This window comes from Telmatobacter bradus (genome assembly GCF_048629425.1).
Taxonomy (GTDB): domain Bacteria; phylum Acidobacteriota; class Terriglobia; order Terriglobales; family Acidobacteriaceae; genus Telmatobacter; species Telmatobacter bradus.
In genome coordinates, this window is sequence record NZ_CP184532.1 from 1,760,561 (window position 1) to 1,776,540 (window position 15,980).

The 15,980-nt window shown below is 58.9% G+C and carries 8 protein-coding genes; 5 read left to right on the top strand and 3 right to left on the bottom strand.

The window, feature by feature from the left end:
* Window positions 1–78 precede the first annotated feature (78 nt).
* Entirely contained in the window at window positions 79–9,147 is a 9,069-nt protein-coding gene (locus ACOBR2_RS07580) for a pectinesterase family protein (RefSeq protein ID WP_420239420.1), read from the top strand.
* Between the two features lie 48 nt (window positions 9,148–9,195).
* Window positions 9,196–9,795, top strand: a complete 600-nt coding sequence (locus ACOBR2_RS07585; protein ID WP_420239421.1) for a hypothetical protein — start codon at window positions 9,196–9,198, stop codon at window positions 9,793–9,795.
* A 296-nt stretch (window positions 9,796–10,091) separates the two neighbouring features.
* On the opposite strand, the gene hpt is transcribed toward ACOBR2_RS07585, so the two are convergent.
* Window positions 10,092–10,637 carry a hypoxanthine phosphoribosyltransferase gene (hpt, locus tag ACOBR2_RS07590; RefSeq protein ID WP_420239422.1) on the bottom strand — a complete coding sequence of 182 codons (546 nt, stop codon included), beginning with the start codon at window positions 10,635–10,637 and terminating at the stop codon, window positions 10,092–10,094.
* Window positions 10,638–10,754: 117 nt separating this feature from the next.
* Here hpt and ACOBR2_RS07595 point away from each other — a divergent pair, with 117 nt between their 5' ends.
* On the top strand, window positions 10,755–11,552 hold the full coding sequence (locus tag ACOBR2_RS07595; protein ID WP_420239423.1) for a prolipoprotein diacylglyceryl transferase: 798 nt from the start codon (window positions 10,755–10,757) through the stop codon (window positions 11,550–11,552).
* 101 nt (window positions 11,553–11,653) lie between these two features.
* Here ACOBR2_RS07595 and ACOBR2_RS07600 read toward each other — a convergent pair whose 3' ends face one another.
* A complete protein-coding gene (locus ACOBR2_RS07600; protein WP_420239424.1) occupies window positions 11,654–13,102 on the bottom strand; it encodes a catalase in 1,449 nt (482 codons plus the stop codon).
* A 124-nt stretch (window positions 13,103–13,226) separates the two neighbouring features.
* Here ACOBR2_RS07600 and ACOBR2_RS07605 point away from each other — a divergent pair, with 124 nt between their 5' ends.
* The gene (locus ACOBR2_RS07605; RefSeq protein WP_420239425.1) at window positions 13,227–14,141 is read left to right on the top strand and encodes a LysR substrate-binding domain-containing protein; all 915 of its coding nucleotides are present in this window, start codon (window positions 13,227–13,229) and stop codon (window positions 14,139–14,141) included.
* Window positions 14,142–14,153: 12 nt separating this feature from the next.
* On the opposite strand, the gene ACOBR2_RS07610 is transcribed toward ACOBR2_RS07605, so the two are convergent.
* Window positions 14,154–14,840 (bottom strand): M48 family peptidase, encoded by a 687-nt coding sequence (locus ACOBR2_RS07610; RefSeq protein ID WP_420239426.1) that lies wholly within the window; start codon window positions 14,838–14,840, stop codon window positions 14,154–14,156.
* 332 nt (window positions 14,841–15,172) lie between these two features.
* On the opposite strand from ACOBR2_RS07610, the gene ACOBR2_RS07615 reads away from it, so the two are divergent.
* Window positions 15,173–15,979: a TIGR03435 family protein gene (locus tag ACOBR2_RS07615; protein WP_420239427.1), complete on the top strand. Its 807-nt coding sequence runs from the start codon at window positions 15,173–15,175 to the stop codon at window positions 15,977–15,979.
* The last annotated feature ends 1 nt before the right edge of the window (window position 15,980 follow it).

Below are 15,980 nucleotides of genomic sequence, written 5' to 3' on the forward strand. Positions count from 1 at the left end.
CGGGGCCCTGGACTGGAGGGCTCCGCCAAGACCGAATGCAAAGAACCGAATTGTAGGACTTGTTTTGGGGGAGGAACCATGAAGTTTTGTACTCGGGCAATGGCCCGCATTCTGTATGTGGTGCTGTGTGTACTGATGTTGCATGCAGCTTTGATCTTGTCCGCGCAGACGCCTGTAGCTCTTCCCAAAACCATGACAACGCTGGTAGGTTTGCAGCCTGTTGCGACGACGATAGGCAGTGCGTGTCCGACGCTCTCTTCGGCCACGGCGACCACCGCCGTTGGCGATGGCTGTCCGGCCATCAATGCCACGATTGGGGCGGCGGCGCGCGGTGGCGTGGTGGTGGATCCGTATGGCTATGTGTTTATTGCCGACGACATCAACAAGATTGTGCACATGGTGGATCCCAACACTGGTCTGATGAGCGTGGCGGCTGGCAGTGTCACCTCATCCTCGTCGTTGTGTAGCGGCAAGAAGGATCTGTCGGGCGACGGCTGTCTGGCTTCCACGGCAACGTATGCCTATGCCTATCGTGGCATCGGTGTTGATCCATATGGCAACGTGCTGCTGGCTGGTTATGGCGATAGCATGATCCATGTGATCTGCCGGGCGGCCTCACCGCTCTGCACCGCATCGCAGATTGGCTACATGGAAGCGGTCGCCGGTTGTTCATCTGCAACGACAGCGGCTGGCACTTCGGGCGCAGGTACGGATGGAAAGGCCGGGTTGACGCTGAGTGCGGGAACCTGCTCGGCCGCATTGGGCGAGGTGTACCAACCCCGTGGCGTGACTGCAGATATTTATGGAAACGTCTATTTTGCGGATACGGGGAGTTATCGCTATCGCGTGATTCTGGGTCCGCAGACTTCCAACTACTTTAGCGGGAACAATCCGCTGTATACGGCTTTGGCAGTGCATTATGCAAGCGTGACCGCCGGGTATGCCTATACGATTGCCGGTGTCACAACCACCGCCACGACGCTGGCCGCAACCTGCTCCGATGCCAACAGCGGAACCAGCTATAGCGGCACAGCGACGGACACCTATGGCGATGGTTGCCCGTTTGCGCTGACATCGGTCGCGCAGAATACTTCGTATGTGACTGGCGTGGCCGCGGACGCGGCCGGAAACCTGATTTTTGCCGACCCATCGCATGGGTTGCGCGTTTTTTATGTGAGTGACGGAACCAACTTTACCAGCGGTACGGCAGGTTACATTGCTGGCCAGTACATGAAGGCGGCCATTCTAGCCAACGGCAATAGCTATGTTACGACGCCGCATGTTGGTTATAACTACATGCTGGCGGGCGGCGGAAGTTATGCTCCTTCTTCTTATCCTGGAATTCCAATTCTGGGCGCAAAGGCAGCATTGACGGACACTTCAGCCAGCCGCCTTACTGTGAGCCCGCAGGGAAACATCTATCTGAGCGGTGCTGGCGTTGTGTACTTCTACGATATAGCCAGCGGCTATATCCGGACGATTTTGGCTTCCGGCACGAATACGGCTGCGGGAAGCAGTTGCGGCGTGGGCACATCGCTGAGCACGGAGAGCGATGGATGCCCCTTGTCGGCGACCGCGGCGTCGTCGTATGGCACTTTTGCGAACTCGTCAGGCATGGGGTTGGCGGTGGATGGGCAGGGCAACCTGTACATGTTTGACACCACGACGGCCTCCTATACCTATTCGAGCAAGAGCGGCACCAGCATGATGGTGCGAAAGGTCCTGGCGCAGGGTTTTGCGGCGCCCTCTCTGGGCACTAAGCAGACGCAGTCTTTTGTGATGCACTTTCCGGTGGGCGCGGCTGCCGCGGGCACGCTGACGCACTCCGTCAATAGTGACGTCAGTAGTTGGGGAACGCCCTCTTGCACTTGGTATGACACTGCATCGGTGGCCACCGGGGAAGATGACTCTGCAGACTGTACGGTGACTCTGACGGCAACGCCTTCTCAGGCGGGCATGCGTTCAGCGACGATGACGGTGACCAACACGGGCGGCGAGAGCGCGACGGTGAACGTTGCCGGATCGGTGACGGGTTCTGTTCTGGCCGCGGATGGCGTGTCACTGGGGGGCACAAGCGCTACGCTGACAACTGCCTCCTTGCTGAGTGGCGCTGCACCGGCGGCAATTGCGACGGACGCGGAAGGCAATCTGTATGCGGCAAGCGGCAGCAGCATTCTGGAGTCGCTGGCCGCGTCGTCATCGAGCACGGTGACGCTGACATCGAGCCTGAGCGCGAATCCGACGCAGATTGCTGTGGATCACAGCGGCGATATCTACTATCTGGATGGCTCGTCTACCATCAAGGAACTGGTGGTTTCAGCGGCGGGAAGTCCGAACAGCTACAGCAGCACGGTAAAGACGATCAGCTATACACCCTCGGGATTGGGCACGGCGACGCCTGTGGCGTTGGCCATTGATCCGCAGGGCAATCTGCTGGTGGCGGATAACCAAAGCGGCACCGATACGCTCTACAAGATTTCTCCCACGGCGCTGGTGGCGAATTCAGCGGCGACATGCGCTTATCCGCTTTCGGCCAGTACTTCCACTCTGCCGTCCTTGTGCCAATCCACGGTGCAGACGGTTTCCTCTTCGGCGTTGAGCATGCTGACGTTTGGCGTGGTTTCCGGATTGACGGTGAGCGCAACGGGAAATATATACGTTGCGGACAAGACCAACGCAAAGGTCTACAAGCTGACCCCGGGAGTGTCGAGCGGTTTGTATGCCTATACCGAATCGACGAGTGCGTCGAGCGTGGTGGCCACCGGACTTGTTACCGACGCGGCGGGCGATCTGTATGTGCAGAGCAGCAGCGGCGTCACGATGTATCCGGTCAGCGGTCTGAGCTCGGTTGCGGTGTACAGTACGGCTTCGAGTCCGACAGGCGTTGCGGTGGATGGCGTCGGCAATGTGTACGATGCCGACAGCAGCAACAGCTATGTAACGCAGATTGCGCGCGGAGCGCAGGCAGAGAATTTTGGCACCAGCACGACGGCGCAAGTGATTGCCACGCTGACCAACGTGGGCAATCAGGCATCTGCGGCACAGAGCGGCACGGATGCGGTTTTTGTCACGTCGGGCTATAGCAGCGGCACCAGCGAATGCAGCTTTACCTCTTATATGTTGCAGGCCATGACGGCGGGAGAATCCTGCCAGATGAGCGCCTACTTTACGGCCGAGGGCGACAGCACGGTGAGCGATGCGATCGCCTTCACTGCGGTATCTCCCTCGACCTCTACGTATGGCTCTTTAACGCTGAGTGGCACGGAAGATATTCAGACGTGGTCCTCGGCGGTCATCCTTGAAGCCACTACGACCAGTTCGCCGACCTTTGCTTCCAGCGGCACGGAGATCAGCTATCCGATTACCGTGGCGACCAGCACGACCGGAAGCTTGGGTTCACTGATCAACTATGGCGCAACCACATCGCAGGATGTGAGCGTGCAGATAGATTCAACCTCCGCTACGGCCACGGAATACCTGCTGACGAGCGCGAATCAGAGCTGCACGGACAGCGGCTATACCGGCACGAACTCGTCGGATTCAAGCTATCCGGCCTACTATTGCGCCACGCTCACGCTGCCGCTTTCAGGGCTGACGGCGGGCACGCATACGCTGTATGTGAGCTTCCCGGCGCAGGGTGTTTTCGCGACGTCTACCACGGTGAGTGCCAGCTTTACTCTGGCGCAGGCCAGCACGTCGTTGAGCTGGTCTCCGAGTGCGACCACGCAGCAGGTGAGCGCGCCGCTGGGCACGGGCGTGCTGGATGCGGTTGCAACTCCCAGCGTGGCGGGCAACATGGCATATGCGTATGGCGCGGCACCGTCATGCACGTCGAATGCAACCGCTTCGGGTGCGACCCCTGTGGATGCCTCAACCTATCTTCCGATTGGCAGCTATACCATCTATGCGACGTTCTGCCCGACCGACACAACAGATTACGAAAGCATCAGCAATAGCATCAGCTACACCGTAACCCAGGCATCGACGACGGCCGCCATTGGCGCATCGACCATGGTGCTTGCGCCCAGCGGCGGCAACTATTCCAGCCTGACCACGGCGCTGCAGGCGTTGTCGAGCACGGGTGGCACCATCTACATTGCTCCCGGTATCTACTCCGGCCAGAACGTGATCAGCTACCCGAACGTGGCGCTGCGCGGGCTGGGCGGTGATCCCACCAAGGTGATTCTGACCGGCGAAAATGGAGATTTCAGCAGCACTACGTATACGCTGGATTCCAAATTTTCTCTGGGCATTGCAGGCAAGGGAAGCGATGAGGGATCGGCGACGCTCGATGTGAGCAAGAATACTTATCAAGGGCAGACGGCTGTCTCGGCGACATATACTCCGAACAATTTCTATGCGGAATATCTGACGATTCAGAACACCTTCAATACGGATCCGAATACCACCAGCACGGTGACGGCAACCAGTAACGGAGGAACCTGTTCGTCGGGTTCGACGGCTCACACCTATCAGTATCTGTACAACAACAACCTGGAGTGCGGCGCGCAGGCGATGGCGCTGTTCCTCAATTCGGATGGTGCGATTCTGAACAACGTGAATCTGGTTAGCCAGCAGGACACGTTGTATGCCTCGGGGATTGGGTGCGGTACATACTGCACGGTGGCGCGAGAGTACATGTGGCAGGGTCTGGTGGTTGGCAACGTCGATTACACCTTCGGCGACGCCGCGCTGGTTTTTGACCATACGAACTTTTTCACTACCTGGCATGGCCTGACGGCTACCGGACAGGACACGATTACCGCGCAGAACAAGCGTTACGCAACAACGTTGATTGGTTACAGCACGGGCGGGGCGGATACCTCGGCCAGCAGCTCGACCAGCACCACCAGTGATTACCTCAGCGGTTTTGTCTGCAACTCCTGCAAGTTGCTCTCGCAGAGCACTGGAATGACGGACCTGTATTTTGGACGTCCGTATCTGATCAGCTCGACGTATGGCTCTTCCTATTCGACCTGGATCATGTTGAACAACGATGTTGATCAGGTCGCGCCCAAGGGATGGATCGGCTGGGATGGCGCCAGCGAATATCTATCGACCTCCACTTACGGCGAGTTCAACACCGCAGAGTATTCGGATCCAACGCCGGGCACCTCGCCCTATCCGTATGCCTTGTTTAACTATTCCACCAGTGAGCCGTCGATTCTGTACACATCGGATGAGTCGGATCTGGCGGGCACGTCGGCCTATTACTATGGCAATACGACCACCGGCTTCAATCTGGCGGGTGGCAATACCGGAAGCTATGGTGTGAACAGCAGCAGTTCGACCGTGGCCAGCCGCGAGAGCTATGCGCTCTCATTGAATGCGGGTACAGCGGCTCCCTGGTATCCGGTGGCCTTCCTGGCGACTACGGTTCCCTCGACGAAACTTTCCTCTGGTCAGTCTGCCAGTTGGAATCCGGTTTCGGCGATGGCCACACAGGTGAATGACTTTGTGCCGACCTCTAGCGTGGGCTCAATCACCAACGGCAGCAGCGTAACGATCCTGGGTCGTCCGACGACGCCGGGCGCGGGTGTGATCCCGACGGGCACGTACAGCTTCTACGACAGCATAGGCACTAACCAGACCTGCACTGCAGCCAGCACCTCCTGCACTCTGTTGCAGAGTGGTTCGCTGGACGCCAGCGGCGAGGCTTACTTGACCACCAGTTCGCTGGTGAGCGGTAAGCATTACCTGACCATGGTGTATGGCGGCGATACCAACTTCACCGGCAGCACCTCGTCGGTGTACACCGTTGAAGTGCTTGCGTCGGGGCAGACTGCCTCTACGGCAACGCTGAGCGTGGCCAACACCAGCTCCACTTCAGGCAATGCCATCACGGGAAGCGTGACGGTTGCGCCGACGGCAGCCACGGGTACTGTAACGCTCTACCTGGACGGCACTTCAAGCACGACCTGCACGCTTTCAAGCGGCACCTGCAGCTGGTCGATCAGTGCTCCCACAGTTGGTTCGCACACCCTCTACGCCTACTATCCAGGCACCAGCAGCTACGGTGACGCCACCACCAGCACCACCACCATCTATGTGGTTGCGGCAGTGGCCACGGGCGATACGCGCAGCACCACAGAGCCCAGCATCCCGTCGGTCTGCAAGCAGCTGAATGCAGCGCTGACCACGGACGTCAGCACGCAGGATCTGGATGCTTCGGTGGAGGCTACGACGACGAACATCGATGGCGCGCGCATTCAGGCAGCCCTCAACGCCTGCTCCGGTACCGGCGAGGCGGTGGAGTTGTCGATGGACAGCACCAGCACCTACAACGCCTTCCTGAGCGGACCGCTCACCATGCCGACGAACGTGACGCTGCTGGTGGATCCGGGCGTGACGCTCTACTTCTCGCGCAACGTGCAGGATTACGATTACACCTCCGGCACGCACACCTGCGGAACGATCAATGGTAACTCGGCAACTGCAAGCTGCCTGCCGCTGATCGGAATTCCCAAGACCTCAACCAACGTGGGGATCATGGGCTATGGCAAGCTGAATGGCCGTGGCAACGATACGCTGCTGAATTCCTTCACCACTTCTTCCACGTATCCCATGCCGGGTTCACCGACGTGGTGGAGTGTTTCAGCGGCGGCCAATGGCGTGGGCAACCAGCAGAACCCGCGCTTCATCCAGATGAATTCTGGAACGAGCAACGTTACACTCTACAAGATCTCGCTGCTGAACTCGCCCATGTTCCATGTGTCGACGACGGGCGCAGTCTCTGGCTTCACGGCCTGGGACATCAAGATCGTGACGCCCACCTATGCGCGTAATACCGATGGCATTGATCCGGGCAGCGTGACCAATGCGACGATTACGAAGTCGTGGATCTCGGACGGTGACGACAACATCGCGGTGGGCGCATCGAGCACGGCGTCGAAAAATATTTCCGTCACCAGCAACCACTTCTATGCCGGTCACGGAGCCTCGATTGGAAGCTATACCAACGGCGGCGTCAGCAATATTCTGTTCGATGGCAATGTGTCGGATGGCGATGGCTGGGCAACTTATGGCAGTGCCATCAGCGCAGCGGCTACAGTGAATGGGACCGCCTATGCAGCCAATTACGCCGATGGCAACTCGACAGGAATTCACATCAAGTCGGCCAATGATCGTGGTGGCTTGCTGACGGGAATTCAGTACTCGAACTCCTGCTTCTACAATCACAAAACGGATATTCAGATCACGCCGTACTACAGCAGCGGCGACTCCACCTCGGAGTTCCCTGATTACTCCCAGATTCTCTTCCAGAATCTGTATTTCGCCAACGATGACTCCAGCAACGGAACGGTGGAGCTGACGGGCGAGTACAACACCAACAGTGGTAGTGCGATCAGCTATCCGCTGGGCCTTACGCTGGACAACGTGACCTTCCCGTCAACGCTCTCCACTCTGGTCAACAGCACTACGGCAGTGGAAAGCTCGGCAGCTTCGTCGGCCTGGGGTACCAACACCAGCGGCGGCACAGGCCAGTACGTGAATCTGACGATTGGACCTGGCACGGTGTCGAGCAACTTCCTGACGGCTTACAACACCGTGGCAGCAACTACGGCCAATGAGGATACGCTGACCAGCAACGTCTCGATTACCACGCTCGATCCGCCCAGCTGCGTCCGCACGTATCTGGCACCGGAACTGGCCAGCCCCAACGGCGATGATCAGACGATCACCTATGGCAACACCGCCACGTTGTACGTCATCATGACGCCTACCGTGGGCGGAGCGGTATATCCGACCGGCACGGTTACGCTGACCGATGAGGATACTGACGCCACCTACACGGGAACCTTTGCTGGAACCAGTGACACGTTGGCCATCACCATCCCGGTTACCGATCTGACCGTTGGCACACACACTTTTGAAGCCACTGGTTACACCGGTGACAGCATCTACACGGTGCCGACGGCTTACCAGACCTTCGGTGACCAGACGGTTACGGTCAATCAGGCATCGCAGACGATTACCTTCTCGCCTTCGACGACCACGTACACTTACTCGTCGGCTCGGACCTTCGGAGTGAGTGCAACGTCAACCTCGGGCTTGGCGGTGAGCTTTGCCTCCTTGACCAGCAGCGTCTGCACGGTTAGCAGCGGAACAACAGTGTTGGCGAATGCATCAACGCTGCAAACCAATGCCACGGTTTCGGTTCTGACTGGGGGCACTTGTACCATTGCCGCCACGCAGACAGGCAATACCAACTACGCAGCCGCCACACCCGTGGATGTGAACTTTACCATCGGCACGGTAACGCCGACCGTTGGTCTTGCTCTTACCACGGGTAGCAATCCTTCGATTGTGGATGGATCGCTGAGCTTTACGGCCACCGTAACCTCCACCGTGGGTTCGCCTACCGGTAAGGTCACATTCATGGACGGCACGACGACACTCGGAAGCGCTTCGCTTTCAAGCGGCGCGGCAGTCTATACCACCACGGCGTTGCCCTCTGGCACGGATTCGATCACGGCGGTTTACTCTGGCGACACGAACTTCGGGACCGTCACCAGCAGTGCGCTGTCGCAAACCGTGGTCGCGGTGACCATCAGCACCGGTGGCAGTTCGGGCAGCAGCAGTTCGGGCTCCAGCAGTTCCAGCAGCAGTTCAGACAGCAGCAGCAGCACGACGGCCACGGTTGCGGAGGGCGAAACGGCAAGCTATACGGTGTCGATTCTGCCTAGCGCTGGAACCAGCTTCCCGGCGGCGCTGACGCTGACGCTGAGTGGTCTGCCGACGGGCGCGACAGTGACCATCACGCCCAGTTCCTGGACCCAGACCTCCAGCACCGTCTGGACGCTGGGAGCTGGCACAACCATCAGTGCGAATACGCAGATCAACATCAAGCTGCCGAGCTCATCCACGGCCAAGTCCGAGAGCAAGGGCGTACCCTTTGGCAAGGGTGGAGCTACGGCGCTTGCTTTGCTGATCCTGCTGCCCTTTGCCAGCCGCATGCGGCGTACCGGCAAGCGGTTGCGTAATATGGTTCTGTCGCTTCTGTTCCTGGGAGCTCTGGCGGCGGGGATGACAGCTTGCGGTGCGGGTGGTTACTATACTGGAACGCCCAAGAGCTACACGGTCGTTCTGACGGTTGCTTCCGGCAGCTACGCGCAGTCCACTAACTTGACGCTCAACGTGGAATAAGAGAGGATCACACGCATGCGAAAACTTTTAGTAGATGGAGTGCTCCTCGTGAGTCTAGCCGCAGTTGCAGGGGGCGTGCTGTTCGCGCAGCAGCCCTCCGCAAAGGCGCCCGCAACTGGCACCAAGGTCGTTACGCTTGATCTGGGTTTGACCGTTGCAGGTGAGCGTGGCCAGGACAGCGCGAGTTCGGCAGGCATCTGGATGCGGGGTGGGGCGGTAGATCTGACCGCCCTCCGTCCCAAAGGCTATGGTGCCAAGGTTTCCGCCAGCATCGAATACGCGCCCCATGTTGCCTCCAATGTTGGCGTCAATACGCGCCTGTTCGTGATGGGCCCCGTATACGACCGTTCACTCGACAAATTTCTTCCGTCGAAAAGACCGGAATTGAAGCAACTGCATCTGTTCGGCGAAGGATTGCTGGGCGCGGTGGAGGGCTTCAACGGTGTTTACCCTGCGCAGAGCCAGAGTAATTCCGATGCCGACGCGTTTGCGGTGATGGCGGGCGGTGGTTTGAATCTGGATATGAAACAGCGCGGTGGTTTGCGCCTTTTGCAAGTGGATTATGTGCGCACAGGATTGCCGAATAACAGCAACAATGTGCAGAACAATCTGCGTATCGGCTTCGGTGCCAACATCCGCCTGTGGTAAAGCAGGGGTTTTAGAGCGTTCTCCAATAGGTGTAGCCCTTGAGAGGCTGTGCAGGGTGGCTTTTTGTTGAGGAAAAAGCCACCCTGCATCCAGCTTTCGGTCTACAGCAATTCCGAAAATGCTATAGCCGCAAAAACAAAAACGCGGCGAGGATTGATGGGCACCCGAAGAGTTGTGGGAATGATCAGTTGTGGACATGATTTGCCGGAGTCTGGGACTGACGTACGTGCACAGAGAAAAGCGCCTCAATCTCCGCGGAGATTGAGGCGCTTGTTTTTACTGCGCTGGAGCGGTTGTTATTCCGGGTGATCGGGGCTCATCAGGCAGATGTCGGGCAGATTCCGGTAGCGCTCGGCGTAGTCCATTCCGTAGCCAATCACGAACAGGTTGGGAATGGAGAAGCCCACGTAGTCTGCTTCGATCTTTTCGATGCGGCGGGAGGGCTTGTCGAGCAGGGTGGCGATGCGCAGGCTCTTGGGCTTCTGCTGCAGCAAGAGCTTGCGCAGATAGCTCAGCGTCAGGCCGGTGTCGAGAATGTCTTCGACAACCAGCACATTGCGGCCCTCGATCGGGTGGTCCAGGTCCTTGATCATCTTGACCGCGCCCGAGGAGCGCTGTCCGTTGCCGTAGCTCGACACTGCGACGAAGTCGAAGGTGGCGTCGAGCTGGATCGTACGGGCCAGATCGGCCAGGAACGGGGCCGCGCCCTTCAGCACGCCCACCATCACCAGCTTTTCGCCGTTCAGGTCGCGGGTGATCTGCTCACCCAGCTCCAGAACGCGCTTGGCGATCTGCTCACGGGAATAAAGAATCTCAAGGCCATTAGAAAGATTGGTAGCCATACATCAAGTATCGCCTACAAAGCGGCCCCGGAGGCGGCAGGGAACTGTGAAAAACTTGTCCTTGGTATGGAACTGACTGGCATCGAGCCAGCTTCTGCCCGATATACTTGAGAGGCTATGCTTCCTTATCTGCACATCGCCCATCTGCATATTCCCACCTTCGGCCTGATGCTCTGGCTGGCGGCCGTTGCCGCCGCTTTCCTGATGGATCTTGGCTTCCGTCGCAACCATCTGGATGCTGATGCCGTCGGTATCGTCGCGGTTACCGTGGTGATGGGCATTGTGGGCGCCAAGCTCTGGCACGTGATCGATACGCCCTATGAGTTCCGCATGGAAGGCTGGCGGGTACTGTGGGATTCGGCTGGTTTTGCCTGGTTCGGCGGACTGGTGCTGGGTATTTCCGCCCTGGTATTTCAGGGCTGGTGGGCCAAAATCGGCGGTCTGCGTACGCTCGATCTGGCCGCGCCAGGGGCTGCTATAGGCTACGGAATTGGTCGGCTAGGCTGCCTGCTCTCAGGCGATGGCTGCTACGGTATTCCTACCACGTTGCCCTGGGGAATGGCCTTCCCCGACGGCATTGAACCCACTCCTTTTGGCGTGCGCGTCCATCCTACCCCGCTCTACGAGTTCGGTCTCGCTCTGCTGATCGGTCTTTGGCTCTGGCGGCGTGCAGGCAAACCGCACGGCACGGGCGCAATTGTCGGCCAGTACCTGATCCTGAGCGGCATTGCGCGCTTTTTTGTCGAGTTCCTGCGTCGCAATCCGAAGATCCTCTGTGGCCTGTCGAACGCGCAGTTGGCCAGCGTGGGATCAGTCGTTGCCGGCCTGATTCTGGTGTTCTGGGTGGCACGCCGCACGCCGCAGGCTCTTGCTGAAGCCGCACCGGGCGCTGTCGCAGGCCCGGAAAACGCGTAGATCTCAAGCTAGAGAAAAGAAAAGCCGCCGCGCATCAAGCGTGGCGGCTTTTTCTTTTCTCCGGAGAGGGAAGTTGGCAGCATTCTTTTGTCGCAAATGCTTCAGCGCTTGGCCAGCTTGTCCAGAGCCTTGCGAACGCCCGCGCCGTAGTCCGGATCGGCTTTGGCAAAGTGCTCCAGCTGCCGCTCTACGATGAACTCCGGAACACCCTGCATGGTTTCGGCAATGTTCATGAAGAGCCGCTGCTTCTCTCCCTCGTCAAAGATCCGGAAGAGGTTGCCGGCCTGCGTGTAGTCGTCATTGCAGTCGCGATGGTTGTAGCGGTCAGCGTCGCCGGAGATGTGCAGCGGCGGCTCGGCTACCGAGGGATCCTGCTGCGGGCCGCCAAAGCTGTTCGGCTCATAGTAGGCGTCCGGATTGCCGGTGTCGTTCTTGAAGAAGCGCATTGCGCCATCCTTGTGGTAGTGGTGCACGGGGCACTTGGGCGCATTCACGGGCAGTGCCTCATAGTGCGTGCCCAGGCGGTAGCGGTGGGCGTCGGCGTAGCTGTAGAGGCGAGCCTGCAGCACCTTGTCGGGCGAGAAGCCAATGCCTGGAACCACATTCGACGGGCTGAATGCGGCCTGTTCGATCTCGGCAAAGTAATTCTCCGGGTTGCGGTTCAGCTCTACGATGCCCACCGGAATCAGCGGATACTGACTGTGCGGCCAGACCTTGGTCAGGTCGAAGGGGTTGTAGCTGGTCTTGGCGGCGTCCAGCTCGGGCATGATCTGCACATACATCTTCCAGCGCGGGAACTCGCCGCGATCAATGGCTCCGTACAGGTCTTCCTGATAGCTTTCGCGGGTCTTGCCAATCACCTCGGCGGCTTCGGCGTTGGTCATTGTTTTGTGGCCCTGTTCGGTTTTGAAGTGGAACTTTACCCAGTAACGTTTCCCCTTGTCATTCCACAGGCTGAAGGTGTGCGAGCCATATCCGTTCATGAAGCGCGGGCTGAGGGGAATGCCGCGGTCGCTCATCAGAATCGTCACCTGATGCAGGCTCTCGGGCGAAAGCGACCAGAAGTCCCACATGGCCGTGGCGGAGCGCAGGTTGGTTTGCGGATGGCGCTTCTGGGTGCGGATGAAGTCAGGGAACTTGAGTGGATCGCGGATGAAGAAGACCGGCGTATTGTTCCCCACCAGATCCCAGTTGCCCTCTTCGGTGTAGAACTTCATGGCAAAGCCGCGCACGTCGCGCTCGGCATCGGCCGCGCCCTGTTCGCCAGCCACGGTGGAAAAGCGGATCAGCATGGGCGTCTCTTTGCCGATGGTGTTGAAGAGCTTGGCGCGGGTGTACTGGCTGATGTCGTGGGTGATTTTGAGGGTGCCGAATGCGCCCCAGCCCTTGGCGTGTACCACGCGCTCAGGAATGCGCTCGCGGTTCTGGTGGGCCAGCTTTTCAAGCAGTTGATAATCCTGCAGCAGAACCGGCCCCTGCTCTCCGGCGGTCAGGCTGTTCTGGTTGTCGGCAATGGGTGCTCCAGCGGTGGTTGTCAGGCGGTCGGCCATGGTGTTTTCTCCTCGGATCAGGCGGGAAGGCCTGCTCACAAGACCGAGAATAGCTTGCTCTTTATCATAGATAAAGGCGATTGTTTCTATGTTTGTGATAGGTATGGTCTATTATTTATAGAGGATGAACCTGCAGGATCTGAAATACTTTGTTACTGCCGCTGCCGAGCGCCACTTTGGCCGCGCCGCCGCGCTTTGCCACGTAAGCCAGCCCACCCTGAGCGCGCAGATTCGCAAGCTGGAAGAAGATTTGGGCGTGCAGCTCTTTGAGCGAACCAATCGCAAGGTGATGCTGACGGAAACCGGTGGACGGATGCTTGTGCATGCGCAGCGCGCGCTGGCCGAAGCGGCTGCACTTGAAGAAGTGGCCCAAAGTGCGCGCGATCCCTTGAGTGGACCGCTGAAGCTGGGCGTGATTCCGACGCTTTCGCCCTACCTGATGCCGCTGCTGCTGGCTCCCATGCGTCGCGAACACCCACGCATGCCGCTGGTGCTGCGGGAGGAACCCACGCAGATGCTGTTGCAGGCCCTGCGCGCGCACGAACTGGATGCCGCGTTGTTGGCTACGCCGGTTGAGGGCGGGGAACTGAGCGAGCTGCGGCTCTTTGATGAGCCTCTGGTGGCCACGCTGCCGCCGCGTCATCCGCTGGCCGGGCAAAAGGAGATTCCCGAGGCTGCGCTGGCGACGGAGCTGATGGTGCTCAGCGAGGGGCATTGCCTGGCCACGCAGGCGCTTACCGCCTGTTCCACGCAGATGCCTGCCATGCAGCATGGGCTGCGCGCCGCTACGTTGGAGACGCTGGTGCAGTTGGTGGCGGCGGGCTATGGCTGCACGTTGATTCCCGCGCTGGCCGTACCGTCGCTGAAGCAGCGCGGTCTGGTGCTGCGGCCCCTGCAGGGCGCAAGTGTGCGCACCATCCGGCTGGTGAGCCGCCCGGGCTTTGCGCGGCCGCGTGCTCTGCGGGCCTTGGAAAAGACGCTGCTGGCCGCTGTTTCTCCTGCGCTGGTGCAGATTACAGAGGGGCTGAAGCGCGGATAAAAATGAAATGGATTACAGCCGCTTGATGAAGGCCATGGCCTCTTCGAGCCGGGGGAAGAGCGCCTCATCGGCCTTGAAGGCGCGCGAGTGAACGCAGCGACGCAGGCCGTGCATGGTCACTGGATGCTTCAGGTGCAGCATCTCGTGGTAGAGCAGGTATTCGATGGCGTAGCGCGGGCTCGATGGCCGGTCAAAGACGCGACTGACGACGATGGTGTTCATGGCGGCGTCGTAGTGGCCGAGGGAGCGCTTGGCAAAGTGCTCGCTCCAGGTGAGCTGGGGCCGACCGAGCAGGCCGCCGAAGAAGCGCTCGTTGAGCGAGTCAAAGACCTCTTCCAGATGGTAGAAGCGACCTTCGGGGCCGAAGAAGCGCTTGGCGGCGCGGGCTGAGCGGATGCGTTCGGTCTGGCGGGTGACTGGAGCCGACGAGGCAAAGCGCTTGTAGCGCGTGTTGTGCAGCGCCTCGATAGGCTTGCGGTAGAGCTTGGCCAGCAGAATGTGGGCAATGGAGTGCAGAACCGGCTCGGGCGCGCCTTCCAGCAGATCGGAGAGATTGGCGTGGATCTGGCCTTCGCGCAGGCGGATGGTCGTGTTCAGCGAGACAAAACGGCGGAAGCGCACGTGGATGGGCGGCATCGGCGCCCGTGGCCGCAACTCCCTGTACTCCTGCTGAAAGATGGAAACAACTTCTGGATTCACCAGCTTCAGAATATCAGGCTGGGGGTGGGCGGCAGGCAACAGCAAGGGCCGCACCCAGGGCAGAAGGCGGCTGTTTCGCCATCGGGCAGGAGATAGATTTATGATTCTGGCATTGAAAAAGAGCATGAATTCCAAGGGATGTGTCGCAAATGAATCCTGATCAAGGTTTATACAAGCTGCCTGCGGGGAAGAGAACTTTTCAAAATCCGTTCACAGCATTGCTGATTCTGGGCATTGTTGGAATGCTGGCGATTCCGGGAAATGCTGTGAGTCAGGTGGCTTCAACGCCTGATGATAAACCATCGGGCATGCAAATTCCTGCAGCCGATAGTATGCGGTTTGAAGTCGCTTCTCTGCGGTTGAGCGCACCCGACACCAAGCCGTATACCAACTTTGGACTGGATTCCGCCGACGATACCGGGCGGCTGAATGGCATCTTTCGTGCGAACACGTCTCTAAAGGCCTATATCGAATTCGCCTATCGCCTGCCGGAGTTTGAAGATCAGGAAGAGGAGCTTCTCAAGGCCTTTCCCGCGTGGGCAAGATCGACCCAAGTGGCGATTGAGGCGCGCGCGGAAGGCAGTCCGGCCAAGGCCGAGGTGCGGCAGATGATGCAAAACCTGTTGGCCGAGCGGCTGCAGTTGAAGACACATTATGAGACGCGAACGCTGCCTGTTTATGCGGTTATTCCGGTAGAACCAGGGAAGTTTGGACCCGGTTTGCAAATCCACGCCGAGGGAGATTCTTGCGAAGAGCGTAGTACGCCTCAGTTGGGAGATTCACCCAAAGAAAAATCGAAATTCTGTGGGGATTCCGCGTGGGTGGAAAACGATCAGTTACATCTGCGCATGACCGATACGACCATGGAGCACTTTGTAGTGATGTTGACCGATCTGGGTTCCTTGCAGGGCGATACCGAGTTTAGAGCTCTGGTGGATGGAACAGGGTTTACGGGGAAATACGATATTCAGTTGGCCTTTCGCTTGAAAGCCAGAGCCAGCGTGGATGGCGGGCCCGATTCCGGTGGGCTGACAGCGGTAGAAGCCATGAAGAAGCAACTCGGCTTGAAGCTGGTTAAGAAGAATGCTCCGGTAAAAGTGCTGGTGCTTGATCACGTGGAAAAGCCGTCGGAGAACTGAA

What these genes read in the sequence shown, in the direction of transcription:
- ACOBR2_RS07580 (WP_420239420.1), top strand. Translation starts at nt 79, where the DNA reads ATGAAGTTTTGTACTCGGGCAATGGCCCGCATTCTGTATGTGGTGCTG.
- hpt (WP_420239422.1), bottom strand. Translation starts at nt 10,637, where the DNA reads ATGGCTACCAATCTTTCTAATGGCCTTGAGATTCTTTATTCCCGTGAG.
- ACOBR2_RS07595 (WP_420239423.1), top strand. Translation starts at nt 10,755, where the DNA reads ATGCTTCCTTATCTGCACATCGCCCATCTGCATATTCCCACCTTCGGC.
- ACOBR2_RS07600 (WP_420239424.1), bottom strand. Translation starts at nt 13,102, where the DNA reads ATGGCCGACCGCCTGACAACCACCGCTGGAGCACCCATTGCCGACAAC.
- ACOBR2_RS07605 (WP_420239425.1), top strand. Translation starts at nt 13,227, where the DNA reads ATGAACCTGCAGGATCTGAAATACTTTGTTACTGCCGCTGCCGAGCGC.
- ACOBR2_RS07615 (WP_420239427.1), top strand. Translation starts at nt 15,173, where the DNA reads ATGCGGTTTGAAGTCGCTTCTCTGCGGTTGAGCGCACCCGACACCAAG.